The sequence below is a fragment of the Methylobacterium sp. 1A genome (genome assembly GCF_058072805.1).
On sequence record NZ_JBYQVE010000001.1, the window covers coordinates 2,462,081 to 2,483,495 of the forward strand.

General features: G+C 66.9%; 30 protein-coding genes. 18 read left to right on the forward strand and 12 right to left on the reverse strand.

Annotation, left to right across the window (positions count from 1 at the left end):
• Window position 1: 1 nt before the first annotated feature.
• Both ACX9MN_RS12015 and ACX9MN_RS12020 read left to right on the forward strand, forming a co-directional pair.
• On the forward strand, window positions 2-436 hold the full coding sequence (locus ACX9MN_RS12015; RefSeq protein WP_489724519.1) for a hypothetical protein: 435 nt from the start codon (window positions 2-4) through the stop codon (window positions 434-436).
• A complete protein-coding gene (locus ACX9MN_RS12020) occupies window positions 433-942 on the forward strand; it encodes a phage minor tail protein L (protein ID WP_489724520.1) in 510 nt (169 codons plus the stop codon). Before ACX9MN_RS12015 ends, ACX9MN_RS12020 begins: the two co-directional genes overlap by 4 nt.
• 6 nt (window positions 943-948) lie before the next feature.
• On the opposite strand, the gene ACX9MN_RS12025 is transcribed toward ACX9MN_RS12020, so the two are convergent.
• Window positions 949-1,782, reverse strand: a complete 834-nt coding sequence (locus ACX9MN_RS12025) for a TIR domain-containing protein (RefSeq protein ID WP_489724521.1) — start codon at window positions 1,780-1,782, stop codon at window positions 949-951.
• A 132-nt stretch (window positions 1,783-1,914) separates the two neighbouring features.
• On the opposite strand from ACX9MN_RS12025, the gene ACX9MN_RS12030 reads away from it, so the two are divergent.
• From ACX9MN_RS12030 to ACX9MN_RS12105, 16 genes are all read left to right on the forward strand, one after another.
• Window positions 1,915-2,406 carry an HNH endonuclease gene (locus ACX9MN_RS12030; protein WP_489724522.1) on the forward strand — a complete coding sequence of 164 codons (492 nt, stop codon included), beginning with the start codon at window positions 1,915-1,917 and terminating at the stop codon, window positions 2,404-2,406.
• Entirely contained in the window at window positions 2,403-2,912 is a 510-nt protein-coding gene (locus tag ACX9MN_RS12035; RefSeq protein WP_489724523.1) for an NlpC/P60 family protein, read from the forward strand. The genes ACX9MN_RS12030 and ACX9MN_RS12035 overlap by 4 nt, the downstream gene beginning before the upstream one ends.
• A 320-nt stretch (window positions 2,913-3,232) precedes the next feature.
• On the forward strand, window positions 3,233-3,787 hold the full coding sequence (locus tag ACX9MN_RS12040) for a tail assembly protein (RefSeq protein WP_489724524.1): 555 nt from the start codon (window positions 3,233-3,235) through the stop codon (window positions 3,785-3,787).
• The gene (gpJ, locus tag ACX9MN_RS12045; RefSeq protein ID WP_489724525.1) at window positions 3,787-9,063 is read left to right on the forward strand and encodes a TipJ family phage tail tip protein; all 5,277 of its coding nucleotides are present in this window, start codon (window positions 3,787-3,789) and stop codon (window positions 9,061-9,063) included. The genes ACX9MN_RS12040 and gpJ overlap by 1 nt, the downstream gene beginning before the upstream one ends.
• Window positions 9,060-9,506 carry a hypothetical protein gene (locus ACX9MN_RS12050; protein ID WP_489724526.1) on the forward strand — a complete coding sequence of 149 codons (447 nt, stop codon included), beginning with the start codon at window positions 9,060-9,062 and terminating at the stop codon, window positions 9,504-9,506. The genes gpJ and ACX9MN_RS12050 overlap by 4 nt, the downstream gene beginning before the upstream one ends.
• Window positions 9,503-9,868 (forward strand): hypothetical protein, encoded by a 366-nt coding sequence (locus ACX9MN_RS12055; protein ID WP_489724527.1) that lies wholly within the window; start codon window positions 9,503-9,505, stop codon window positions 9,866-9,868. Before ACX9MN_RS12050 ends, ACX9MN_RS12055 begins: the two co-directional genes overlap by 4 nt.
• Window positions 9,869-9,951: 83 nt before the next feature.
• On the forward strand, window positions 9,952-10,110 hold the full coding sequence (locus ACX9MN_RS12060) for a hypothetical protein (protein WP_157862005.1): 159 nt from the start codon (window positions 9,952-9,954) through the stop codon (window positions 10,108-10,110).
• Window positions 10,094-10,858 carry a glycosyl hydrolase 108 family protein gene (locus ACX9MN_RS12065; protein WP_489724528.1) on the forward strand — a complete coding sequence of 255 codons (765 nt, stop codon included), beginning with the start codon at window positions 10,094-10,096 and terminating at the stop codon, window positions 10,856-10,858. Before ACX9MN_RS12060 ends, ACX9MN_RS12065 begins: the two co-directional genes overlap by 17 nt.
• A 3-nt stretch (window positions 10,859-10,861) precedes the next feature.
• Entirely contained in the window at window positions 10,862-11,479 is a 618-nt protein-coding gene (locus ACX9MN_RS12070) for a hypothetical protein (protein WP_489724529.1), read from the forward strand.
• Between the two features lie 4 nt (window positions 11,480-11,483).
• Window positions 11,484-11,900: a hypothetical protein gene (locus tag ACX9MN_RS12075; RefSeq protein ID WP_489724530.1), complete on the forward strand. Its 417-nt coding sequence runs from the start codon at window positions 11,484-11,486 to the stop codon at window positions 11,898-11,900.
• Between the two features lie 8 nt (window positions 11,901-11,908).
• Window positions 11,909-12,433, forward strand: coding sequence for a hypothetical protein (locus ACX9MN_RS12080; RefSeq protein WP_489724531.1), 525 nt, complete (start codon window positions 11,909-11,911; stop codon window positions 12,431-12,433).
• A gap of 72 nt (window positions 12,434-12,505) precedes the next feature.
• A complete protein-coding gene (locus tag ACX9MN_RS12085) occupies window positions 12,506-12,835 on the forward strand; it encodes a hypothetical protein (RefSeq protein WP_489724532.1) in 330 nt (109 codons plus the stop codon).
• Entirely contained in the window at window positions 12,828-13,064 is a 237-nt protein-coding gene (locus ACX9MN_RS12090) for a hypothetical protein (RefSeq protein WP_489724533.1), read from the forward strand. The genes ACX9MN_RS12085 and ACX9MN_RS12090 overlap by 8 nt, the downstream gene beginning before the upstream one ends.
• A gap of 8 nt (window positions 13,065-13,072) precedes the next feature.
• Window positions 13,073-13,747, forward strand: a complete 675-nt coding sequence (locus ACX9MN_RS12095) for a hypothetical protein (RefSeq protein ID WP_489724534.1) — start codon at window positions 13,073-13,075, stop codon at window positions 13,745-13,747.
• A gap of 1 nt (window position 13,748) precedes the next feature.
• On the forward strand, window positions 13,749-14,348 hold the full coding sequence (locus ACX9MN_RS12100; protein WP_489724535.1) for a hypothetical protein: 600 nt from the start codon (window positions 13,749-13,751) through the stop codon (window positions 14,346-14,348).
• 125 nt (window positions 14,349-14,473) lie between these two features.
• A complete protein-coding gene (locus ACX9MN_RS12105) occupies window positions 14,474-14,692 on the forward strand; it encodes a hypothetical protein (RefSeq protein WP_489724536.1) in 219 nt (72 codons plus the stop codon).
• 37 nt (window positions 14,693-14,729) lie between these two features.
• On the opposite strand, the gene ACX9MN_RS12110 is transcribed toward ACX9MN_RS12105, so the two are convergent.
• Genes ACX9MN_RS12110 through ACX9MN_RS12160 form a run of 11 tightly spaced genes read right to left on the reverse strand, consistent with a single transcriptional unit; the run spans window position 14,730 to window position 21,357 of the window.
• Window positions 14,730-14,969, reverse strand: a complete 240-nt coding sequence (locus ACX9MN_RS12110) for a hypothetical protein (protein WP_489724537.1) — start codon at window positions 14,967-14,969, stop codon at window positions 14,730-14,732.
• Complete coding sequence (locus ACX9MN_RS12115; RefSeq protein ID WP_489724538.1) at window positions 14,966-15,256, reverse strand: hypothetical protein; 291 nt, start codon at window positions 15,254-15,256, stop codon at window positions 14,966-14,968. Before ACX9MN_RS12115 ends, ACX9MN_RS12110 begins: the two co-directional genes overlap by 4 nt.
• A complete protein-coding gene (gene dut, locus ACX9MN_RS12120) occupies window positions 15,253-15,699 on the reverse strand; it encodes a dUTP diphosphatase (RefSeq protein ID WP_489724539.1) in 447 nt (148 codons plus the stop codon). The genes ACX9MN_RS12115 and dut overlap by 4 nt, the downstream gene beginning before the upstream one ends.
• The gene (locus tag ACX9MN_RS12125; RefSeq protein WP_489724540.1) at window positions 15,696-16,244 is read right to left on the reverse strand and encodes a dATP/dGTP diphosphohydrolase domain-containing protein; all 549 of its coding nucleotides are present in this window, start codon (window positions 16,242-16,244) and stop codon (window positions 15,696-15,698) included. Before ACX9MN_RS12125 ends, dut begins: the two co-directional genes overlap by 4 nt.
• A gap of 20 nt (window positions 16,245-16,264) precedes the next feature.
• Window positions 16,265-16,843, reverse strand: coding sequence for a hypothetical protein (locus ACX9MN_RS12130; RefSeq protein ID WP_489724541.1), 579 nt, complete (start codon window positions 16,841-16,843; stop codon window positions 16,265-16,267).
• Window positions 16,840-17,163: a hypothetical protein gene (locus tag ACX9MN_RS12135; RefSeq protein WP_489724542.1), complete on the reverse strand. Its 324-nt coding sequence runs from the start codon at window positions 17,161-17,163 to the stop codon at window positions 16,840-16,842. The genes ACX9MN_RS12130 and ACX9MN_RS12135 overlap by 4 nt, the downstream gene beginning before the upstream one ends.
• A 1-nt stretch (window position 17,164) precedes the next feature.
• A complete protein-coding gene (locus ACX9MN_RS12140; RefSeq protein ID WP_489724543.1) occupies window positions 17,165-19,099 on the reverse strand; it encodes an ATP-binding protein in 1,935 nt (644 codons plus the stop codon).
• Complete coding sequence (locus ACX9MN_RS12145; RefSeq protein WP_056529125.1) at window positions 19,071-19,331, reverse strand: hypothetical protein; 261 nt, start codon at window positions 19,329-19,331, stop codon at window positions 19,071-19,073. Before ACX9MN_RS12145 ends, ACX9MN_RS12140 begins: the two co-directional genes overlap by 29 nt.
• On the reverse strand, window positions 19,321-20,295 hold the full coding sequence (locus tag ACX9MN_RS12150; RefSeq protein WP_489724544.1) for a hypothetical protein: 975 nt from the start codon (window positions 20,293-20,295) through the stop codon (window positions 19,321-19,323). The genes ACX9MN_RS12145 and ACX9MN_RS12150 overlap by 11 nt, the downstream gene beginning before the upstream one ends.
• Window positions 20,288-20,905, reverse strand: coding sequence for a 3'-5' exonuclease (locus tag ACX9MN_RS12155; RefSeq protein ID WP_489724545.1), 618 nt, complete (start codon window positions 20,903-20,905; stop codon window positions 20,288-20,290). Before ACX9MN_RS12155 ends, ACX9MN_RS12150 begins: the two co-directional genes overlap by 8 nt.
• Window positions 20,899-21,357: a Holliday junction resolvase RecU gene (locus ACX9MN_RS12160; RefSeq protein WP_056529134.1), complete on the reverse strand. Its 459-nt coding sequence runs from the start codon at window positions 21,355-21,357 to the stop codon at window positions 20,899-20,901. Before ACX9MN_RS12160 ends, ACX9MN_RS12155 begins: the two co-directional genes overlap by 7 nt.
• Window positions 21,358-21,415: the final 58 nt, after the last annotated feature.

The following is a 21,415-nucleotide window of genomic DNA, read 5'->3' on the forward strand; positions in this document are numbered from 1 at the left end:
GATGGCACTGAAGACCTTCGACTTCCCGTACTCGACCCCGCAGGACGAGTACCCCGCCGGCGCCACGGTCAAGTTCGGGCGCGGGTATCGCTTCGCCTCGGCGCCCACCGGGCCCGACGAGGTGATCCTGCACCTGAACTTCCCGGCCATGTTCGCCTTCCAGGCGGCGTTCGGCGCGGCGCCCGATCCCAGTGTCGAGCCGCAGCTCAACATCCACGCCCTGGAGGACTTCTACAAGGAGCACCGGATGTACCTGCCGTTCTACGTCATGCACCCACGGCAGGGCCAGATCATCTGTCGCTTCAACAAGCCCTTGGTGATGCCCAAGCCGATCAAGACCAGCCCGGGTGAGGTCGGCGGGCGCATCGTGAACGGCACCAGCTGGCGCGTCTTCCAGATGGAGCCCTTCGACATCGAGATGCTGATCCAGCCATGACCGTCCCCAGCTCCCACGTCGACGAGGGTCTGAAGCTCACCGCTGACGGTGAGGTGATCCTCTACGAGATCAACCTGATGAACGTGCCGGACGGCGCGAGCGCGGTGCTGCGCTTCCGGGACGGCCCGATGGGCTCCTCGACCCAGTGGGACGGGAAGACCTGGGACCACCTGGCCGTTCAGTTCTCCGGCTACTCCCGATCCTCCGAGGAGGAGAAGAGCCGGCCGACGCTGCGCCTCATGAACCCTGTTGGCTTGTTCAACGAGGCCGCGTTCGAGGGCCGCTTCGATGGCGCGCTGGTGCAGCGCTACACCGTGCTCAGGGACCACCTGGAGCGCGGCGTGGTGATCTCGAACAATGAGATGTTCTTCATCGGTCGGGTTAAAGATCTTATCTCTGGGCAGTCGATCAGCTTCGAGCTGCGCTCGCTTTCGGACGGCCCGGACCAGCTAATCCCCGCTCGGATGTTCCTCCCGAGCGAGGGATTTCCTTTTGTGACGCTGTAGTGCGACCTATCTCGAACCGAATTCCCTCTTCAGCACGGCAAGTACCTCTCCGAAAACTTCCTTGATGTTGCCCTTCTGGAAACGAATTTGTTGCAACCCCGCAATGTTGCTGAATTCGTTTGTGCCCTCTTCAAGGAGCACAATTGCGCGTTTGAAACCAAGTTTACCTTGGAACAAACCCGTCTCATGAACAACGTTTTCACGAGCGTGCTCTTTACCCTCACGGTCCACATCTTCCGCCGTGTGAACGAGTAAAGCAATGGAAGCTTTGGTCGACATATCCTTTAATACTTCTTGTATTGTATATCCGGCTCGCGCGCCTGTCTCATAAGCTTCGACTTTGAAATGGTGCATATCCTGGAGGTGATCCTTTAGATCCCTCCACAGTCGGCTTCGCCCGTGGCCAATGAAAATTGTAACATTTTTGAATGTGTCTACGACCGGTATCTTACTAGAAGCGTGATAGGCCTCAAATTGATTATGGATCTCGTCAATCTCAGCTTCCGTTTGAAAATCAGCTAGGCTCAGATCCATATCTCGGCCATTATATCTTAAATGTAGATTACGTTTACGGCTATTCGTATAGATGTATAATCTAAAAAAATCCGAGGCAAATGCGGCTCCGAGATGTTGTTTATCCGGATTGTTGACCGCAATTCGAGATCTGTGACCGTCATAGTTTACTTCCCAGCTTCTGACGCTGTCGCCATTTCGAACTAGGATACTATTGTACGTGCCTAGAAGCTGGTGCAAAACATCAGCTTTATATCTAACATCGAGGAAGGGAATATCGCGGCTATACGAAGTGGTAGGTTTTGGGGTTTCGACAACGTCGTTCATAGCAGGCTCGTGCGGGGCGCTTCCAACTACCCTACGGACGGTGGCATAAGAAGTCGATATTTACCGCAAGCCCAGGGCGTCGCAGCGAAACGCCCGCTAGCAGATCGGTACGAAACGTACCATATTGCGATCATGCTGACCGCTGTCCGCCTTCGCGAGTTGCTGCATTACGACCCGGTGACGGGGATCTTCACCTGGAAGGTGAGGGTCAGCCAGCGCATGCGTGCTGGCTCGAAGGCAGGCACGCTCTCGACCAAGGGCTACATCGTCATCGGGATCGCCGGGAAGTTCTACCGGGCGCACCGGCTGGCGTGGCTCTACATGACCGGGGAATGGCCGGAGCATGAGGTAGACCACCGCATTGGTGTCCGCGACGACAACCGCTGGTCCGAGCTGCGAGAAGCTACACAAGCACAGAATATGCAGAACCGCCCGGCTCTGAACAGCAGCTCGACTGGGGTGAAGGGTGTCGTCTGGCGCGACCGGCAGAAGAAGTATCAGGCCCGCCTCACGGTCAGTGGGAAGCGGATCAGCCTCGGCTACTTCCATGCCCTGGAGGATGCCAGCGCTGCCTACGCGGCAGCGGCGCGCGAGCATCACGGCGAGTTCGCGAGGGCGGCATGAAGACGGATGGCCTCCTCGGGCGCGCGTTCAAGCACGGCAGCACAGACTGCTTCGGGTTGATGCGCGACTTCTACCGGATGAACTTCGGCATCGAGGTGCCGGACGTTGCTCGGCCCGATGAGTGGTGGGAGCCGGACGCCGAGGGCAAGCACCTCAACCTCTACCTCGATCTCTACAGCGAGGTCGGCTTTACCCTGTTCACCGGGCACCCACGCCAGCGACTGCCGGGCGATGTCCTGCTGATGGCCATCCGCTCGCCGGTCGCGAACCACGGCGCGATCCTGCTCACGGGCGAGCGGATGATCCACCACCTGGCCGGCCAGCTCTCGACAATCGAGAGCTACAACCGCCCGCTCTACCGGGACACCACCGTCGCCGTGCTCCGGCACCCGCAGGTCGACGGCTCGAAGCTCCTCACCGAGACCGAGATCGACGCCTGGGACCTGATCCCGCAGCGGATCCGCGACCAGCTCGAAGACGCGCGCCAGGGCCGCCTCGATGTCTGAGGCGACCATATCCGATCTGGCTGGCCGGTACGAGGACGACCTGGCCGCCCCCGAGCGCTGCGGCTTCGTCCTGAAGACCGGTGAGGTGGTCGAGGTCAAGAACCTGTGCCACGACCCGGCCAACGGCTTCGACATCTCCGGCGATGACCTCCTGAAGTACGAAGATCTCGCCGCCGCCTCATGGCACACACATACCGGGACAGACTGCAACCTGACCCGGGATGATCTTGTCAGTTTCTTGAACTACCCACACCTTCAACACTATATCATCGGCTCGGACGGCGTTGCCTGCTACGCCGTAGAGCGGGGGCAGGTCATCCGTGCAGCGACGCATCCATCTCCACGGAAGCCTGAAGAGCATCCATCCCGAGCCCATCGTGGTCCATGCGGCGACGGTCGCCGAAGCGATCAAGGCCGTGACCCGGCAGCTGCCGGGGTTCCGCGGTAACGCCGTGTCGGGCCCGCTGCGGGTGAAGGTCGCCGGTCACGAGACCATCGAGGACCTGATCGCCCCGTCCAAGGTGCAGGACCTGCACATCTTCCCGCAGCTGAACGGCGGCAAGAACGGTGGCTTCTTCCAGGTGCTGATCGGCGCCGTGCTGGTGGCCGCCTCCTTCATCCCGGGCGTCGGCCAGGTGTTCGCTCCGATCCTGCTGAAGCTCGGCATCATGATGGTGCTCGGGGGCATCCTGCAGATGTTCAACACGCCGAAGCGGGACAACAAGGACCAGGTGGAGAAGAAGAGCCACTACCTGGGCGCGCCGCACAACACCGTCGACATCGGCACCCGCATCCCGATCCTCTGCGGTGAGGACAAAATCGGCGGCCAGTACCTGTCGTTCCAGATCGACGCTGTCGACACCGGGGGGATCTGATGAACGCGCCCCTTAAGGGCCGGAAGAGCCTGACCGGCTCGCAGCCGCGCTCGGCCACCCGCTACGACGACAACCTGTTCGGCGCCGACACCGTCGAGCTGATCCTCGCCCTGTCCGAGGGCCCGATCCAGGGCCTGAAGGACGGCGCGTCGAGCTTCTACGTCGGTGACGTGCCGCTGCTCGACAAGGGCACCGGCACCCCGAACATCTCCAACTTCGAGCTGCGGATGCTGAAGGGGACCAACCCCGCCGACAGCATCCGGCCGAACCTCGGCGGCTTCGCCTCGTCGAAGAACGTCGGGCTGCCCATGCGCGCCCAGAACCAGATGGTGGTGGCGCAGGGCGACAAGACCCAGATCGACTACATCGACATCCGGTTCGTCGTGAACCGCCTCCTGGTTGTGAGCACGACCGGCGGTGAGTTCGCCAACGGCATGACGATGAAGATCGAGGTGAAGCCGCGCTCGTCGAGCGTCTGGCAGATCCCGTTCGACAACGAGCCGCCCCCGCCGCCCGACACCTCCGGCGGCTCGAACTACCGGCCGGACAGCGTCCGGGCCGGCTCGCTGGTCAACGCCGCCCTGCACGAGACCTACCTCGCGCCCGAGACCGATCCGCCGCTCCAGGCCAAGGAGCAGGGGGCGATGTGGTTCATCACCACCGAGGAGCACTGGGCGCCGCGCGCCTGGGACGGCAAGGCGTGGCAGGTCCCCACCGGCCTCACCAGCTCGATCATCTCCGACTTCTGGGTCTGGCAGTGGACCGACCACGTCGGCGACACCCGGCGCGCCTGGTTCTCGCCCTCGGGCGCCGCGCCGCCGGCCGGCAGCGTGACGGTGTTCGACTGGCTGCTCACGCCCGAGAGCGGCGAGATCGTCTACAGCTACAACGACACCAGCTGGGTCGGCACGCAGACCTTCCCGGACACGCCCATCGCGGCGCCCGGCAACGTGGTCATTTCCGGCCTGACGCGCTCGAACTACCCGAAGGAGTACCGGATCCCGGTCGCCCGGATCAACGAGCCCTACGACGTGCGCGTCACCCGGCTCGATCCGCCGACCACGAAGGACAACTTCAAGGACATCACGTTCGAGAGCATCCAGGAGGTCGTGGCCCAGGTCTACAGCTTCCCGGACCTGGCCCTCGCGCACCTGACGATCCGCGCCACCGACACCTTCACCAGCCTGCCGGAGTTCACCGGCATCTACCGGGGCGTCATCATCCCGGTGCCGTCGAACCACGTCTTCAACGAGACCACCCAGCTGTCCGAGTTTCCGGGGCTGTGGGACGGCACGTTCAAGATGGCCTACACCAACAACCCGGCCTGGCATGCGTACAACCTGATCAAGAACGCTCGGTACGGCAAGAACGCCTACTATCCCGAGGTCCCTGACCAGTGGGATTACTACGAGTTCGGCAAGCACTGCTCTGCGCACGGCTTCCGGTTCAACGAATACATCCAGGAAGCTCGGTCGCTGAACGAGCTGATCAACTACGTCGTGGGCATCGCCGGCGGTCGGTACGTCGACCGGGGCGACGGCTTCTCGACGGTGATCTGGGACGCCGACGATCAGCCGGCGGTGGCGATCTTCGCGCCCGAGAACACCATCGAGGGGAGCTTCAACTACAGCCTCACCGACATCACCGAGCGCAAGAACGACTTCAAGGTGTCGTTCAAGAACCCGGGCCTGGAGTACCGCGAGGACCGGGTCCGCGTCTGGGACCAGAACGCCATCGACGTCCACGGGCGCAACCCCGAGGAGTTCGTGGCGGTCGGCTGCCGCGACGCCGCCGAGGCGGTGAAGCGCGGCCGGCTGCGGCTGGCCACCTCGCTGACCGAGAAGATCATCGTCAACTTCAAGACGAACCGGCTCGGCCGCTACCTGCTGCCGTTCCAGGTGATCCTGGTCGCCGACGACCAGTCCACCAACGTCATCTCCGGGCGCGTGCGCAACATGGAGCCGCTGCCGGCTGGCCCCCTGCGGCTGCCGCTTCGCGACCAGATCTACCTGGAGGCCGGCATCAGCTACAGCGTCCAGTTCACCGTGTCGGACACGGCCGGCGGCCTGCGCGTGGTGACCTACCCGCTGCAGGTCGATCAGCCGGGCGCGCAGAGCGAGCTGGTGCTCGCCCAGGCGCTCGCCGACCCGCTGCCGGAATACGCCGTGTTCTCCATCGGCGCGCCGAAGGCGTTCCGCATCACCTCGATCAGCCAGGCCGACGACGAGCCCGACCAGCTGGACATCACCGCCATCGAGGTGAACCGGCTGAAGTGGGCCTTCGTGGACGGCGACGTCGAGCTGCGGGACCTGACCGGCCTGCAGACCGGCCCGCTCTCGAAGTTCGTCTACCCGGTCACCAACGCGCGGATCGGGCCCGACCTCGCGGCGGACGGCACCTTCAGCCTGATCGCGAGCTGGGACGCCTCCGAGACGAAGCTGATCCGCGGCTACCGGGTCCGGCAGTCGGTGAACGGCCAGCCGGCCGAGATCGTGGCCGAGCCCGGCGACACCACCTTCCGGCTCCTGTCGCCCGCCCCGGCCGTCTACGCCCTGATGGTGACCGCGGTGAGCCTGGACGGCTCCACCGAGAGCGCCCCGGTGACGCTGAGCTACACGGTGGCCGACAGCACCACCGTGCGCTCCGTCGTGCCGCCCACCGACCTCGTGCTCCTCGACGAGCCCGAGGCGCCGATCTTCCGCGCCGTGAACCCGCGCTTCTCCTGGGGCGCCTCGGCCGACCCGCTGGTGAAGGACTACCTGGTCGAGGTGGTGAGCCCGGCCGGTGTCGTCGTCCACAGCGAGGCCGTGCAGGGCCAGCTCGTCTTCCCCTACACGCTGGCCCAGAACCTGGCCGAGAACGGCCAGGCGCTGCGCGCCTTCACCGTGCGCGTGCGGGCCCGGGACACCACCGGCCAGCTCTCGACCCCGGTCGAGCTGTCGGTGAGCCACCCGGCGCCGCCCGTCATCACCCCGGTGCTGGACAGCGTGTCGGAGACGATCTTCATCTCCTACGACGCGCCGCCCGGCGACTTCGCGGGCGTGCTGGTGTGGATGGAGCCGGCGTCGGGCTACGACCCGGCCGTTGTGCCGCCCGCCTACGACGGCCCGAACACCAACATCGCGCTGCCGGCGGTCCCCGAGACCACCTACTTCGTCCGCATCGCCGGCTACGACGCCTACGGGAAGACCGGGCTGAACGTGAGCGGGGAGGTGTCCCGCAAGGCCACCGTCACCCTGTTCGACGCTGCGCCGCCGCCCGTGCCGGCCAAGCCCACCCTGACCTCCGACGCCGAGACGGCGGCGGACGGCACGGTGACGGCTGTCCTGCGCGCGACCTGGGACGGCCCGGCCGGCCGCTACACCGTGGCGGCGGCGCAGGGTGGCGGCGGCTTCCTGGAGTTCCCGGTCAGCGACGCCAGCTTCGAGCTGCACGGGCTCCGGCCGGCCATCCCGGTCCAGGTGAAGGTCCGGGCCGTGGCCGCGTCCGGCTTCGGCCAGTCGGACTGGTCGCCGGTCGCCTCGATCACCACGGCATCGAGCAAGGCCAAGCCCGACAACCCGACCGGCGTGGTCGCGACCGGCACCTACCAGGGCGTCACGCTCTCGTGGACGGCGCCGGCCGCCAAGGACCTCGCCTGGATCGAGGTGTGGTCCATCGACCGCGCCTCCGTCGCCCAGTCGCCGCCCTCGGGCTCGGCGATGCGCAAGGTATCGGCCGGGTCGACCTTCTCTTACGACGGCACGGTGCCGGTGGAGACGCAGCGCACCTTCTGGCTGCGCTCGGTCTCCACCTCGGGCGTCACCGCGGACGGCTACTCGGCGCCGGCCACCGCCACGAACCCGGCGATCTCCGGCGACCAGCTGGCGGACGGCTCGGTCACGAACGCCAAGATCGTGGCCGGCACCATCACGGGCGACCGGATCCAGGCCGGGAGCATCGAGGGCGACCGGCTGAAGGCCAACTCGATCACCGCGGAGCAGCTCGCGGCCGGGGCGATCACGGCCGACACCATCGAGGTGGGCACCACCACGCTGGCCTCGTGGGTCTCGGGCACCGACACCACCAAGATCGACGGCGGCGCCCTGTCGGCCAACTCGATCTCGGCCAACAGCCTGAAGATCGGCGCGCGCGGCGTGCAGCTCGTGGGCGTCTCCTTCTTCGTGGAGCGCGACGCGGACGGGGTGCTCACCAACAAGTTCGGCTGGACCGCCGGCCAGATCGTCTACACGGGCGACGACGGCAAGCCGGTGACGCAGGCCATCGCAGCGGCCACCACGCCTATCGACGCGGGCGCCTGGTACGTGTGGTGGGACAAGCGCCAGCCCGGCAAGCTGCAGATCGGCAAGGACAACTGGGCCAACATCTCGAACGACCCCGAGACCATCCTCATCGCCACGACCTCGAACTTCACGGGGCTGTCGGTGCTGGTGGGCGGCACGATCATCGACGGCACCCGGATCCAGACCGGGTCGATCCAGGCTGACCAGATCGCGGCCAATGCGATCCAGGCGAAGCACCTGGGCGCCGAGAGCGTGACCGCGGACAAGATCAAGGCCGGGGCGATCACCGCGGACAAGATCGGTGCGGGCTCGGTCCAGGCCGACTTCATCTTCCTGGGCGGGATCAACTTCCAGCTCAACGCCACCAACCAGCTGATCCGCATCTACGGCAACGACGGCATCGAGCACCTCTCGATGGGCCACGTCGGCGTGTTCGACGGGACCGACGCCTACGGCCTGACCCTGCGCGACGGACGCGGGCAGAACGTCCTGAAGGTCACCGACAAGGAGGCAGTGATCGAGGGAGCGTTCATCCGCGACGCCACGATCACCAACGCCAAGATCGGCGACCTCGCGGTCGACACGATCAAGATCGCCGGCAAGGCCGTCTCGCAGACCGTGTCGGCCACCTCGACTGGTCCGACAGCGCAGCTCGCCATCGACAGCCGCTCGGAGACCAGCTCCTTCCAGATCCTCGCGTTCCGGCGAGGCGACGGCGGCCAGCCACATCCGGCGCTGGCCACGAACGGCAACCTGTACGTCGACTACTCTGATGACGGCGGCAACAACTGGGCCAATCTGAACGGTATCGTCAACATCTTCTCGTACCTCTACCAGCCCAACGTCAGCGCCAGCTCACTATTCATGATGCCGACAACGCTGGTGTTCAGCTGGACGCCCGGCGTCATCCGGTCATTCATCTTGCGGGTGCGCGATACGAACGGTGAGAATGTTGGCGGCGTCTACCTGTCCGTCACGGAGCTGGCGAAATGAGCGACGAGCGCGACTACAAGACCTTGGCCGAGGCAGCGGTTTACGACGAGACCGGGCGGATCACAGGGGTGGTGAACCAGGCCATCGGCTTCACCCAGGACTGGCAGGACCGCGGCGAGCGGATCCTGCTCGGTGATGCCGGCTGGGACCAGCAGGAGTTCCGCACCACGCGCTACGTCAAGCTCACTGGCAAGAAGCCGGTGCTGGCGGACCGGCCGGCCCTGGCCGGCGTGCCGGAGCAGGCCACGGCGTCGGTGGGGACCGAGGTCTCGATCCCGCGCGTGCCGGCCTGCACCGTCCGGTTCGAGGGGCCGGTGAGCGGCACGCACGAGCATCCGGGCGGCAGCCTCAAGATCGGCTTCACCCTGGCTGGCACCTACCGGATCTCCTTCGAGGCCTTCCCGAACCTGCCCTGCAGCTTCGACCTGACGGTGACGCCATGATCTTCGGACCCGACCTCACCGCGCTGCGCGAGGCCGCCAAGAACCTGGCGAGGAGCCACTTCGTCGACCGGGCCGAGGCGGACGGCACGCCGGCCACCCTGCGCGCCATGTACGTGATGAAGGCGGCCGAGGCCGCCTCGGTGCAGGCCGGCGGCAGCTCGGCGCTGATCGAGGGCGAGGCGGCGCTGCGCGGCGTCACGCCGGCCGAGCTGGCGACGACCATATTGGATATGGCCAAGCAGTCCGCCGACCTGGAGCTGGCCCGGATGAAGGTCAACGTCGACATCGAGGCGGCGGCCAGCGCCGCCGACGTGATGAACATCTTGAACAAGTTGGGACTTGATTTGAAAATGTCCGCGTGAACCTTCCCCTAGGACTTAGGGGAAGGCATCAAATCTACTAGCAGACGCACCTATATGCGAGCATGCCCCGCAACCAAGCAATCATGGCCTACGGAACCCGCGCTGATCGAGCGCGTGCTGCCGTCATGGCCAAGCTGGCGAAGAAGTCGACCAGCGAGTGGCTGCTGAAGCTGATCCGGGCCGAATACGCCGCCGTCTATGGCGAAGCTGACCCGGAGAAGATCCATGCCGGCCTCAAGTAGCGCGGTGCGCCTGGAGCGCTGCCTCCCCTACATCTTCGAGGGCGAGGGCGGCTACACCAAGAACTCGAAGGACCCCGGCAACTGGACCGGTGGCAAGGTCGGCAAGGGTGTCCTGAAGGGCACCAAGTACGGCATCGCCGCCGCGTCGTTCCCGACGCTCGACATCGCCAACCTGACCAAGGACCAGGCCGCGGAGATCTACCGCGCGAAATACTGGACCACGGCCGGCTGCGACCAGCTGCCGGACGGCGTTGACCTGCCGATCTTCGACAGCTCGGTGAACTCCGGCCCGAGCCGCGGGAAGAAGTTCGCGGCGGCCACCGCCGCCATCGCGGACGCCGTCACCCGGATCAAGGCGATCTCCGGCCAGCGCCGGTCCTTCTACCAGGGCCTCTCGACCTTCAAGACCTTCGGCAAGGGCTGGCTGGCCCGCGTCGCGAAGATCGAGGCGGGCGCGATCAAGATGGCGCTGGCGGCTGCCGGCGCGAGCCCGGTGGCGGTGAACACCGCCCTGAAGGGTGAGGCCGCCACGTCCCAGACCAAGGTCAAGACCGGGACCACCGTCGCCACCACCACGGCGGCCGGCGGCGGCACGGGCACCATCGCGGCGGCGCAGCAGGGTGTCGACTGGCTGCAGGTCGGCATCGCGGTCGCCGTGGTCGGCATCGCGCTGTTCGTCGCCTTCCACTTCATCCGAGCACACCAGGAGCGCGCCAACGCCTTCCTGGCCGAAGCAGCAAAGGTCTGAGCCATGAACTTCGATGGGCTGAAGAACGTGGAGTGGGGCCCAGTCGCCGGCCAGCTCATGAAGATCGGCGCGCCGATCCTCGGCACGGTGATCGGTGGCGTCCCGGGCGCCATCGCCGGCAACCTGATCGGCTCGCTGGCCTCGGCCATCGGCGCGCCCGAGGCGACGCCGGAGAGCATCTCGACCACGCTGCAGGACCCGGCGGCCCAGGCCGCCGCGGTGCAGTTCGAGGCGGACAACAAGGCGAAGCTGGAGGCGATGGTCGAGCAGACCAAGCAGGTCCAGATCGAGCAGGCGAACCTGTCGCTGCGCGCCGAGATCACGGCCGGCGACCGGTTCCAGCGCTGGGCGCGGCCCTTCAATATGTACTGCGTCGGGGCGGTCACGCTCAGCTACGGCTTCGTCTGCGTCGCGGCGGCGATCAACACCATCGTCACCAAGGATCCGACCGCGCTCACGCACGTCACCACCCTCGGGTCGTCGCTCACCACCGTGCTGATCCCGGCCGGCGCCGTCGCGGGCGTCACCGCCTGGCAGCAGACCAAGGAGAAGCTGGCCGGCGTCATCCAGCGCCCGGCTCCGGCGGCCCTCGTGCCCGGGAAGCCGGTCAAGAAGGGCTGATCCCGTGGCCAAGGGCTCGCGCTTCCAGCGCGGCAGCATGCCCGATGTCCCTCACGAGAAGCGTGACCCGGACATCGAGCTGCTGTCGCACGGTCATTTCGGCCCGCGGATCGACCAGGCTCCGCGGATCGAGTTCGATCAGGTCCATCCCCTGCTGCAAGAGATCCTCATCAGGATCGACGATGAGGAAGCCAAGAACCTCAAGCAAGGGATCAACATCTTGGTGCGGTTTGAGCCGGAAGACTTCACCCGGCTCAAGACCGTCCTGAAGCTGATCAATATTCTATTTGGCATCGGGAGGGTCATCAAATGGTCAGTGGCGTCGTTTTTGGCCGGCCTGGCGGCCGTCGTGCTGGCCGGCGAGCATCTCCAGAAGATCTGGGGCTGGATCTTGAGCGCCCTGAAGCTGGTCAAACCATGAGGCACACGGTGAACAAGATCGCCTTCTGGACCTTCATCGCGATGGTCGGCGGCTGCGGCGGCTGGATGGGGACCAAGATCTCGAAGAAGAGCTATCCGCTCTCGATGATCGAGCGCGTGAACCTCACGCCCGAGGTCAAGCCGGGCGACCCGATCCTGCTGGCCCAGCACGTCGACCGCCGGGACCAGTGCGACGTGGTGGTGAAGCGCACCATCAAGACGTCGACCGGGCAGCGCATCCCGGTGCGCCAGGCGTTCGAGGAGGACTTCGGGCCGCTCGGGGGCGACAAGTACATCTTGCCGGTCCCGACCGACCCGGCGGCCTCGCTCGGCGACGCCCAGATGTACTCGAAGGCCTACAGCTGGTGCTCGTGGCTCGACTACGTCGTGCCGTCCGAGGCCGAGAGCTGGACCCTGAACTTCAAGTTCGCCGAGAACACGGTCACCTTGCCGGCGCCGGGCAGCTTCGACGGCATCGGGGTCAAGGCCTCGCAGAGCAAGTCGGGCCACGCCCCGAGCACTTCGCCGCCCTGATCTTCTGAAGATGTTCGTGCCTGGCATTACAAGATGTCGGGCACCATATCCTGATCGAACTTCGAGAAGATCATGACCGGCGCTGTCGACTATCTCATCCTGAACGTCGTGCATCGCACGAACGAGGACTGGAGCCTCGTTCTGCCGCTCGACATGGATGACCTGGTCGGGGCGACGGCGATCTGCACGCTGCTGAGCACCAGCGGCGGCCGGATCGAGCTGTCGGTGACGGTGGACGCCACCCAGAAGCAGCTGGTGACGGCGGCAGAGAGCGAGGTGTTCGAGGTCATGTCGCCCGGCAACTACTCGGGCGACGTGCTGGTGACGCTGACGGGTGGGCGGGACCTGGTCACGCACATCATCAACCTGGAGCTGAAGCGGGGGGTCTCCCAGCGTGGTTGAGATCGTCTCCACCAGCATCCAGCGGCGGGTGACGACGAGGCGCGTGACGCGCTCCACGGCCGGTCAGGCGCCGCCGCCCGCCGATGTCGTCGAGTACGTCGTCGCCAAGGTTGGCGTGCCCGGCCGGGAGGGGCCGCCCGGACCGCCGGGCCAGGCCGGCCCGCCCGGTGACGGCACCGACACCGACCCGGGCGACCTCACCCTGCTCTTCGACAACCAGCTCATCTGAGGACCATCATGGCCAGCCTTTCCACCCGCCTCACCGACCTCACCACCCGCATCGCCACCGAGTTCAAGTCGCTGCGCACGCTGGTCAACGGCAACGCGAGCACGAACGCCGCCCTGAAGACGACCGCCAAGGGCAACCTGGTGGCGGCGATCAACGAGGTGTTCGACCGCGTCTCCGGCGCCGGCTCGGGCGACATGCAGAAGGCCACCTACGACACGAACGGCGACGGCATCGTCGACCGGGCGGCGTCGGCCGGCTCGGCGGACGCGGCGCCGTGGGCCGGCATCACGGGCAAGCCCTCCAGCTTCCCGCCGAGCGCCTTCGACGCCTCGCTGATCACCTCGGGCACCATCGACCCGGCCCGGCTGCCGGTGATCGCCTCCCAGATCCAGGTGGCGTCCTCCGGCGACCTCACGGCGCTGACGGCCGCCCAGCAGAGCACCATCGGCCAGGGCACCGTGGTCACCACCACGGACGGCTTCCGGTGGGTCTACTCCGGCTCCGGCTCGAAGACCGCCTCGGCGAGCTACATCCAGCTGGCCGACATCACCCCCGAGTGGTCGGCCATCGCCAACAAGCCCACCAGCATCGCCGGCTACGGCATCACCGACGCCTACACGAAGACGGAGATCGGCACCCCCGACACCAACTTCGTGACGGTGTTCGAGAGCGGGATCGCGTGACATGGCCTCGCTTGCCTCACGGGTGAGCGACGGCTTCTCGCGCGTCGCATCCGAGATCAAGAACGCGGTCTCCCCTCGGCTCCTGCCGCCAGGCGGCGGGGGAGGCATGATGCTGATCAAGGCGAGCGATGCGCCCTACCACACCGGGTGGGCGATCCCTGCGATCCTTCCGCAGACGCACTTCTGCGACGTGTCGGGCCAGGGCGTGAAGCCCTACGTGACGGATGGCAACACGGCCTGGCCGCGCGTCCCGATGAACCAGAAGACGGCGGATGCGGAGAACCTCTTCGACGGGTCCAACAACTGGTACTCGGTCCCGGAGACGGGGCTCTACCTGATCAACGCCTCCTTCCGCCCGCCGGACGGCTCGGGCAAGCAGTACGAGTTCGGCTTCGGCGTCCACACCGCGCAGGGCGACGGCCCGCACTTTCTCTGGACCTTCCGGCCGAACGCCTCGCGCTACACCGCGAGCTACGCGCGGATCGCGCGATGCACGGCCGGCGATAAGCTGCGGATGTTCGTCTACACGGACTACACCGTCTGGGAGCAGACCGTGTCGACTGCAGCGATGCAGATCGGCATGCTCTCGAACAAGGTCTGATGTTCAGGACCCTCACCGAGCCCACCGTCTGGGTCGTGGTGATCGTCGCCTGCTCGGTAGTCGCCTGGGTCGCCGACCGGCAGGCGCGATTGGACGAAACGGACCGTGACGGCTAGAAGGCCGTCATGAGTGAGGACGCGAAGATCATCCCGTTCCGAGGCCGCAAGCCGATGCCGGCGCCGCCTGCCGGCGCCGATCAGCACCCGCTTCCATGGCGCCACGAAGGCGGCTTCGTCTTCGACGCCAACGGCCGCCTCGTAGGCTCGACGGTGCAGAAACAGACCGCCGAGTGGCTCACCAGAGCTGTGAACTCGCAGCTGGAGCCGGACCACCTCGACAGCTGAAACGAGAGAGGCCGGCGGGAGACCGCCGGCCCCTGTGTCAGTCCTCCAGATCGACGCCCAGCGCCTTCAGCTGTCGGTCCAATTCGGACAGCCGCGCCTCGAAGTAGGGAACCAGCCCGGCTGCCGCCGCCTCGGCCACGGCCTGCTCCTGGGCGGTGCCGTGGAAGTGGACGTTGAAGTAGCGGGTGTCCGGGTTGCGCACCGAGTGCAGCTTCGACAGGACGTCGCTGCGGTCCTTGGTGAGCTGGTTCACCGCGTACAGGTTTTCGAGCTTCATGACCGCGCCTCCACCGCGTAGCCACGCTCCTTCTGGGTCGGCTGCACCGGCCCATCGTCCACGTCGACCCCGAGCTTCTCCAGCGCCTTGGTGTTCACCAGGAGCTGGTCGTCGTAGAGCATGCGGATCGCCCGCAGGCAGGCCTGCCTGACCGGACCCTGCGCCTCGCTCCCACGGATGGTGACCTTCACGTCATCGTCCGCGAGCACGTCCCCGATGCTCTGGCGCAGCCGCTCTCGCTCCTTGAGGAGCGTGTTCAGCCGGTACTGGTCCGAGAGCTTCATCACGCAGCCCTCCCCACGCCGGTCGAGCCGAAGCCGCCGGCGCCCCGCGCCGTCTCGTCGAGGGTGTCGACCTCCTCGAACACGGCCCGCGCCACCGGCACGATGACACCCTGCGCGACCCGGTCGCCCGGGTTGACCACGAAGGCGCGCTCGGTGGCGTGCAGGATCACGCCGATGCCGCCCCGGTAGTCGGCGTCGATGACGCCCGGCCCGTTGTGGACCGTCACGCCGCTCTTGGCCGACAGCCCGGACCGCGGGCAGACCAGCAGGGCGAGCCCCACCGGCAGCGCGATGGCGATGTTGGTCGGGATCAGCGCCCGGCCGCCGGCCTCGATGCGGACCGGCGCCGGGATGTCGGCATGGAGATCCATGCCGGCCGCCTGGTCGGACCCGTAGGTCGGGATGATCGCGGTCTCGGTGAGCCGCTTCAGCTTGATCGACGTCACGACTTCTTCTCCGGCGGCTGGTTGAAGGTGAGATCGCGGACGGGGAGCTGCTGCCCCGGCGGCTGGTCGGGGTAGCGGAAGCGGTCGTCCTGGCCCCGGCCCTTGTCGAAGAACTCGATCAGGATCATCACGTTGAAGGCGATGTGGGCGAGGTGAGGCAGAGCGCTCTCGACGTCACAGTCTTCGCCCTCCCGGAACGCATCGAGGTGTCGCTGGAGACTGTCGATGGCCGACGTCCAGCTGCCGCCCTTGCGCCAGTTGTTGGCGTTGTACTTGATCGCCCCGTATTCGAGCACCGCCGCCGTGTACCGGCCTAAGCTCGCCGGGATGAGCGTCATCCGGTGCTTGCCGGAGTTGTAGCGGAGCATGCCGGTGTCGGTACGATCCGTACCATCGACTGCGGGCACAGCGATGCCCTCCATGATCTTCTCCGCGTGCTCCTGAGTGATGGGGCCAGCCGGCGCGGTCAGCTCCTGGATGCGCTCCAGCGCGGGATCCGGGCCGCAGCTCGGCGCGTCGTCCGGTCCTGGCAGCTTGCGGATCATGAACTCTGGTTCATCGGTCATCACACGAGGTCCTCTCTGAAGAGCTGGTAGAAGCGCCGCGTCCACGACACCGCGGCGATCTCCGGGGTCACGGGCACGATGTGGATGCCGAGCTTGTTCTGCTCGGCGATCTCGCGGTCGGCGGGGTCCATGTGCTCGAACATGAACAGCCGCTCGTCGAACGAGATGGCGGTGTCGGCCTCCTTGATCGCCTCGAACGCCCAGGCCGGGATGCCGTAGACGGTGCCGATCCGAGCGATCATGCAGGCGTCGGCCGCCTCGATGCCGGCGCAGAGCCGCTTGATCGGCCGCGGGATCTCGCCCGTCCACATCTCCGGCACGTCGTGCATCAGCGCGGCGCGCTGCCGGTGCGGGCAGTCACCGACGAGGTGGGACAGGAGGAGCGAGTGCTGGGCGACGTTCACGGCGCGCTCGCCGGCACCTCCGTAGCGGTTCAGGCGGGACAGGGCGCGGCCGACAAGCGGCGGCGGCAGGTCACTGGCCTCGAAGTGGTAGGCGTCGATGCGCCGACCGGAGCCGAAGTAGACCTGGGGGCCCGGGAACGGGCACGCGGGGGCTGGTGTGGCGACCTGGATCACGACCGCGCCTCCGTGAAATACGGCCGGGGGCCGGCGGGCACCCGACGCGGACGGCTGTAGAGCTGGGTCCAGCCGTCCGGCGTGGTGCAGCTGACCATCTCGTGGGTGCCGGCCTCGTAGCGCTCACGGGCGCGCTCGATACGGAGGCGTAGGGAGGGCGGCCATGGGTCGCCCACCGGCTTCACCGCGACCAGGAAGTCCTCCCAGCCGGGACGCGCCGGCGCCGGCCGGCCCTTGGGCCGGCGGACGCCGTCGTCCACTGGTGGGGCGTCGGCTGCGCGGATGCGCAGGCCCATCGCCCGAAGTTGACGGTTTACCACCTCAGTTCTCCAGCGTGATGACCCGCGAGCAGGCGGGGCGCTTGTGGGTGATGACCAGGATCTGGCTGAGCTTGCCCTCCAGGGCGCACAGGGCGTCGTGGAGGTGGCCGGCCCGGTCGTTGTCCATGGACGCATCCATCTCGTCCCCCATGAAGACGGGGAAGACGCCGTTGGTCAGGATGCGGCCAAGGCCCAGGCGGACAGCCAGGTTCGCGCACACCTTGCCGGAGCCCGACAGGGTGTTGAGCGGCTGCCCGTCCACCTGGATCTCGAAGTCCTCGTCGACCGCGATCCGCCCGCGCGCGCCGCCGGTCATCTGAGCCAGCAGGTGCGAGGCGACGCGCGAGAGCGCGGGCACGAGGTACGTCTTGGTGTCGGCGCGCAGGTCGTTCATGGCCTGCTTGCCGTTGCGCCAGCTCTCCAGCTCGCGCCGGAGGTCGGTGAGCCGGTCGCGGCCCTGCGCCCAGTCGGCGTAGGAGCGCTGGTAGGTCGCGAGCTGGGCGTCGTAGACCTGCACGGCCGCCAGCAGGGTCTCAGCCTGCGCCAGCCGGTCCGCGGAGGCGACGGCGCGCGCGGCGGCCAGCGTCTCCCGCACCGAGGCCGCCTCGGCCTCCCAGGCCGCGTGGCGGGCCGCGCAGCCATCCCGGGCGGCGCAGACCGCCTGGTAGGCCCGCAGCTCGCCGGCCAGGGCCTGGATCTCCATCCGGCTCTTGCCGTCCACGCCCAGCTCGCGGAGCGCCTTCTGCACGTCATCGACGTGGACTGCGCCCTTGGCGTCGCGCGGGTCATGGACCAGCTCGGCCGCCGGCTGGACGCCCTCCAGCTCCTTCCACTGGGCCAGGACCTCGGGGGTCCAGCGCTTCAGGGCGGCGGCCTCCTCGGCGAGGTTGTAGACGCCCTTCAGCACCGGGATCGCGTCAATCTCGGCCTCGATCCGAGCGATCTCAGCATCGGCCGTGGTGATCGGCTTCCCGCAGGGGCAGAGGATCTCCGGTGTCTGGCGTAGCCGGGCGCGGTCCTGCATCAGGCCAACGCGCCGGGTCTGCTCCTCGATCTCCTGCGCGGTGAGGGTGGGGCAGGGGAAGTACCGCTCGACGAACCGCTGCCGGCGCTCCCACCGCTCCATCGCCACCGCGGCCAGCTCGGCGTCGGCCAGGTCGAAGTCGTAGGTGCGCAGGCCGAGGATCTGGTCGGCCTTCTCCAGGGTCGCCAGCGGGATGTCGGTAGGCGCCGGGCCCACCACCGGCACCACCGGCTCGTTGGCCAGGAACGCCTCGGCCCGGACCACCGCGTCGGCGGCGTCCCGGAGCTGGCGCACCAGCTCGTGCAGCTCGCCGGCCGGCCGGTAGCCCTCCGGCTGCACCGGCTTCACCGGCTCCGCGCCCAGGCCCGCCTCCAGGCCGGCGATCTCGCGCGACAGGCCCAGCGCCTGCTCGCCGCACCAGCTGGCGATGGCCTCGATCTGGTCGGCGCCGATCAGCTTGTCGACCATGGCCTTGCGCTCGGTCGGCAGCATCTTCGACAGGCGCTCGGCATCGCCCTGGTTCGCGACGTTCGCCACCCGGAACACGTCCAGGCCGTAACCCAGGATCTTCAGCAGCAGGGCGTTGACCGGCTTGGTGCCGACCGCGAGCGGCCCGGTCTCGGTGCCGAGCGAGGCGTTCTTCGCCGTGCGCTCGATGTAGTAGCGCTCGCCCCGGATCAGGACGGTGCCGGAGGCCTTCAGGTGCTTGTAGTCGGCCGCCGCGCCGCGGAGCGCCTTGTTCCCGAAGAGCAGGAACTCAATCATCTCCAGGCACAGCGACTTGCCGACCTCGTTCGGGCCGACGATGCCGGTCATACCGGCCTTGAAGTCGATGGTGCGGTCGAAGTGCCGGCCGAGGGGGAAGTGGTCGGTCGGCGGGAACCTAACCGTAAACGCGATTTGCTCGATCATAATGCGCCTGCAGAATAGGGGCCTTGCCAAGCGAGCGGAACGTGTCCTTCAGACGGTTCAACGCCTTGGTCGCGGCCAGATCATTGTGGATCACGTCGAGCGCAGCCTCGAACTCTGCGTCTCCACGAGCGGCGTGCTTGCAGAGGAAGGCCAGCATGGCCAGCTCGTCTTGAGTGAACTGGACGTCCTTCATCAGGAGGCCCAGTCCGACCTGGTAGAAGTTACCCGTCACGACCGAACACCTCGGAAAGGCGCTCGTCGATCTGAGCGCGGACCTCTGGGATGATGTCGTGGGCATCGAGCGCCTCGCGCGCGGCGGCGCGGGTGTCGAAGCCCTCCATCGAGATGTCGGCGGGGGCCTCGTCGTCCTCGCCCTTCACCCGCTCGATGTTCCAGGACAGGCAGTTCGGCGGCTCGCCGTCGAATTGCTCACCGGGCGCGAGCTGCAGCCGGACGACGGTGCTCGACAGGTCGCCGGCAGCCTCCAGCTCGGCCAGCGTCAGGGTGGCATATCGGATATGGCCCTGGCCGCCGTCCTCGCCCTGCGCGTAGGGCTGCATCGAGCCCACCACGACGACCTCGATGCCGTCCCGGCGGAAGGCCTCGGGCTTGTGGACGTGCCCGGTGTAGGCCCGGGTGATGCCGGCGGCGGCGAGCGCCTTCGTCGGGATCAGGTTGTGGCCGGACGTCCGGGGATCGACGTCCCAGTGACCGTAGGCGGTGGTGCAGCCCTGCTGCCGGATGAGCCAGGCCGCCTTCTCCACCATGGCCTCGGCCGGCTCGACCGGATCCCAGGGGAACAGGGTGAAGTGCGGACCGACGAGGACATCGGTGACCGGCTTCACGTTCGGCAGCACCAGCATCAGCCGGCAGAAGATGTCCCAGGCGGTGACCTCGCCGAGGTCCCGGCTGTCGTCGTGGTTGCCCTGGAGGATGTAGTAGGTGGTGCCCGGGTTCAGCTGCGCCGCCGTGGTGTAGGCGGTGGCGGCGAAGGCCAGGTCCTCGTAGGAGACCTGCGGCTTGTCGAACAGGTCGCCCATGGTGATGTGCGCCTTGAGCCCGTCGACCGACAGGTGCCGGTTCAGGTCGAGGCGCACCAGGTTCTCGCGCTCGCCCCGGCGGTCGAGCGGCACGCCCTTAACGAAGCGGCGACCCAGGTGCGGGTCGCCGAGGCGGTAGATCTCATCGTCACGCATTGAAGATGGCCCGGATCTGGTAGAGGCAGTCGTGCAGCGCGTTGTGCGCGTCCCCGACCGGCTCGATGGTTTTCCAGAACTCGCGACGGTTCTCGTGTCCCCGGCCCAGCAGATAGCTGTTCAGGTCGATGGCCTCGCGATAGTGAAACGGCTGCATCAGGCCGTACTGGCGGAAGTACGAGCCGATGAAATTGAAGTCGAACGTGGTTGGCTTGCCCCAGAATGCTCGGGGGCACAGGCTGGAACCTTCGGCGACCCAGTCCCAGAACGCCTTGATGACGATCTGCGGCGGCTCGGCGCGCGAGAGGATGCCGCGCAGCACGTCCGGCTGGTTCATCCACCAGTCGCGGGTGTCCTCGGCCCAGTAGCGGCCGGGCGGGACCTGCAGGGCCCGGTCGAAGAACTTCGGGTCGATCTCCTTCGTGTGCCGGTTGAAGCGCACGGCGGCGATCTGGATCAGCGCGTTCTCCTCCGGGTTGGTCCCGGTGGTCTCCACGTCGATCATGTAGTCGAACATCGGCGCGCCGAGCTGCGGCTGGAAGGCCGTGCGGTGCTCACGCTCGATGGCCACCTCGTTCGGTCCGATCTGGACCAGCTCTTCCTTCACCACAGTGGGCGGCTTCCCGCGGGGGTCTGCTCCGTCGTACATTGGAAGCACCTCATCTCGTCCCAGCTCAGCGACTTGCGGCCGGTGTCATTCTGGTGAGCCCGGATCCGAGACATGGCGAGTAGATACCAGTCGTCGGTCTCCAGGCGGTGGACCAGCACCAAGTATCCGCCGCCGGCCGCAACGATGCGGGCGCCGTGAGCATTCTGCCCCTTCTTGAGGAGCTTGAACTCGAACAGGGTTGGGTGCTGGGTCGACTTGACTTCGCAGAAGAAGGTCTGACCCTTCACCGCGCAGATGTAGTCCGATGGAGTGGCGTCCATGCCGGCGCCGACCCGGCCGGTCAGGCCCCGCACCGCGGCGGCGTCCTTGATCCGGTAGAAGTAGCCCGCCTTGCCCAGCGCCGCGATGGACGCCTCGAAGCGGGCCTCGGTTGGTTTGCCGGTGTTCTTCATGACGGTACGTTTCGTACCGAGAAGGGCCGCCATCGGCAAGATGGCGGCCCCCGGATTT

Coding starts and splice junctions, on each gene's coding strand:
- ACX9MN_RS12015 (WP_489724519.1), top strand. CDS start 2: ATGGCACTGAAGACCTTCGACTTCCCGTACTCGACCCCGCAGGACGAG.
- ACX9MN_RS12020 (WP_489724520.1), top strand. CDS start 433: ATGACCGTCCCCAGCTCCCACGTCGACGAGGGTCTGAAGCTCACCGCT.
- ACX9MN_RS12025 (WP_489724521.1), bottom strand. CDS start 1,782: ATGAACGACGTTGTCGAAACCCCAAAACCTACCACTTCGTATAGCCGC.
- ACX9MN_RS12030 (WP_489724522.1), top strand. CDS start 1,915: ATGCTGACCGCTGTCCGCCTTCGCGAGTTGCTGCATTACGACCCGGTG.
- ACX9MN_RS12035 (WP_489724523.1), top strand. CDS start 2,403: ATGAAGACGGATGGCCTCCTCGGGCGCGCGTTCAAGCACGGCAGCACA.
- gpJ (WP_489724525.1), top strand. CDS start 3,787: ATGAACGCGCCCCTTAAGGGCCGGAAGAGCCTGACCGGCTCGCAGCCG.
- ACX9MN_RS12050 (WP_489724526.1), top strand. CDS start 9,060: ATGAGCGACGAGCGCGACTACAAGACCTTGGCCGAGGCAGCGGTTTAC.
- ACX9MN_RS12055 (WP_489724527.1), top strand. CDS start 9,503: ATGATCTTCGGACCCGACCTCACCGCGCTGCGCGAGGCCGCCAAGAAC.
- ACX9MN_RS12060 (WP_157862005.1), top strand. CDS start 9,952: ATGGCCTACGGAACCCGCGCTGATCGAGCGCGTGCTGCCGTCATGGCC.
- ACX9MN_RS12065 (WP_489724528.1), top strand. CDS start 10,094: ATGCCGGCCTCAAGTAGCGCGGTGCGCCTGGAGCGCTGCCTCCCCTAC.
- ACX9MN_RS12070 (WP_489724529.1), top strand. CDS start 10,862: ATGAACTTCGATGGGCTGAAGAACGTGGAGTGGGGCCCAGTCGCCGGC.
- ACX9MN_RS12085 (WP_489724532.1), top strand. CDS start 12,506: ATGACCGGCGCTGTCGACTATCTCATCCTGAACGTCGTGCATCGCACG.
- ACX9MN_RS12095 (WP_489724534.1), top strand. CDS start 13,073: ATGGCCAGCCTTTCCACCCGCCTCACCGACCTCACCACCCGCATCGCC.
- ACX9MN_RS12100 (WP_489724535.1), top strand. CDS start 13,749: ATGGCCTCGCTTGCCTCACGGGTGAGCGACGGCTTCTCGCGCGTCGCA.
- ACX9MN_RS12105 (WP_489724536.1), top strand. CDS start 14,474: ATGAGTGAGGACGCGAAGATCATCCCGTTCCGAGGCCGCAAGCCGATG.
- ACX9MN_RS12110 (WP_489724537.1), bottom strand. CDS start 14,969: ATGAAGCTCGAAAACCTGTACGCGGTGAACCAGCTCACCAAGGACCGC.
- ACX9MN_RS12125 (WP_489724540.1), bottom strand. CDS start 16,244: ATGATCCGCAAGCTGCCAGGACCGGACGACGCGCCGAGCTGCGGCCCG.
- ACX9MN_RS12140 (WP_489724543.1), bottom strand. CDS start 19,099: ATGATCGAGCAAATCGCGTTTACGGTTAGGTTCCCGCCGACCGACCAC.
- ACX9MN_RS12150 (WP_489724544.1), bottom strand. CDS start 20,295: ATGCGTGACGATGAGATCTACCGCCTCGGCGACCCGCACCTGGGTCGC.
- ACX9MN_RS12160 (WP_056529134.1), bottom strand. CDS start 21,357: ATGAAGAACACCGGCAAACCAACCGAGGCCCGCTTCGAGGCGTCCATC.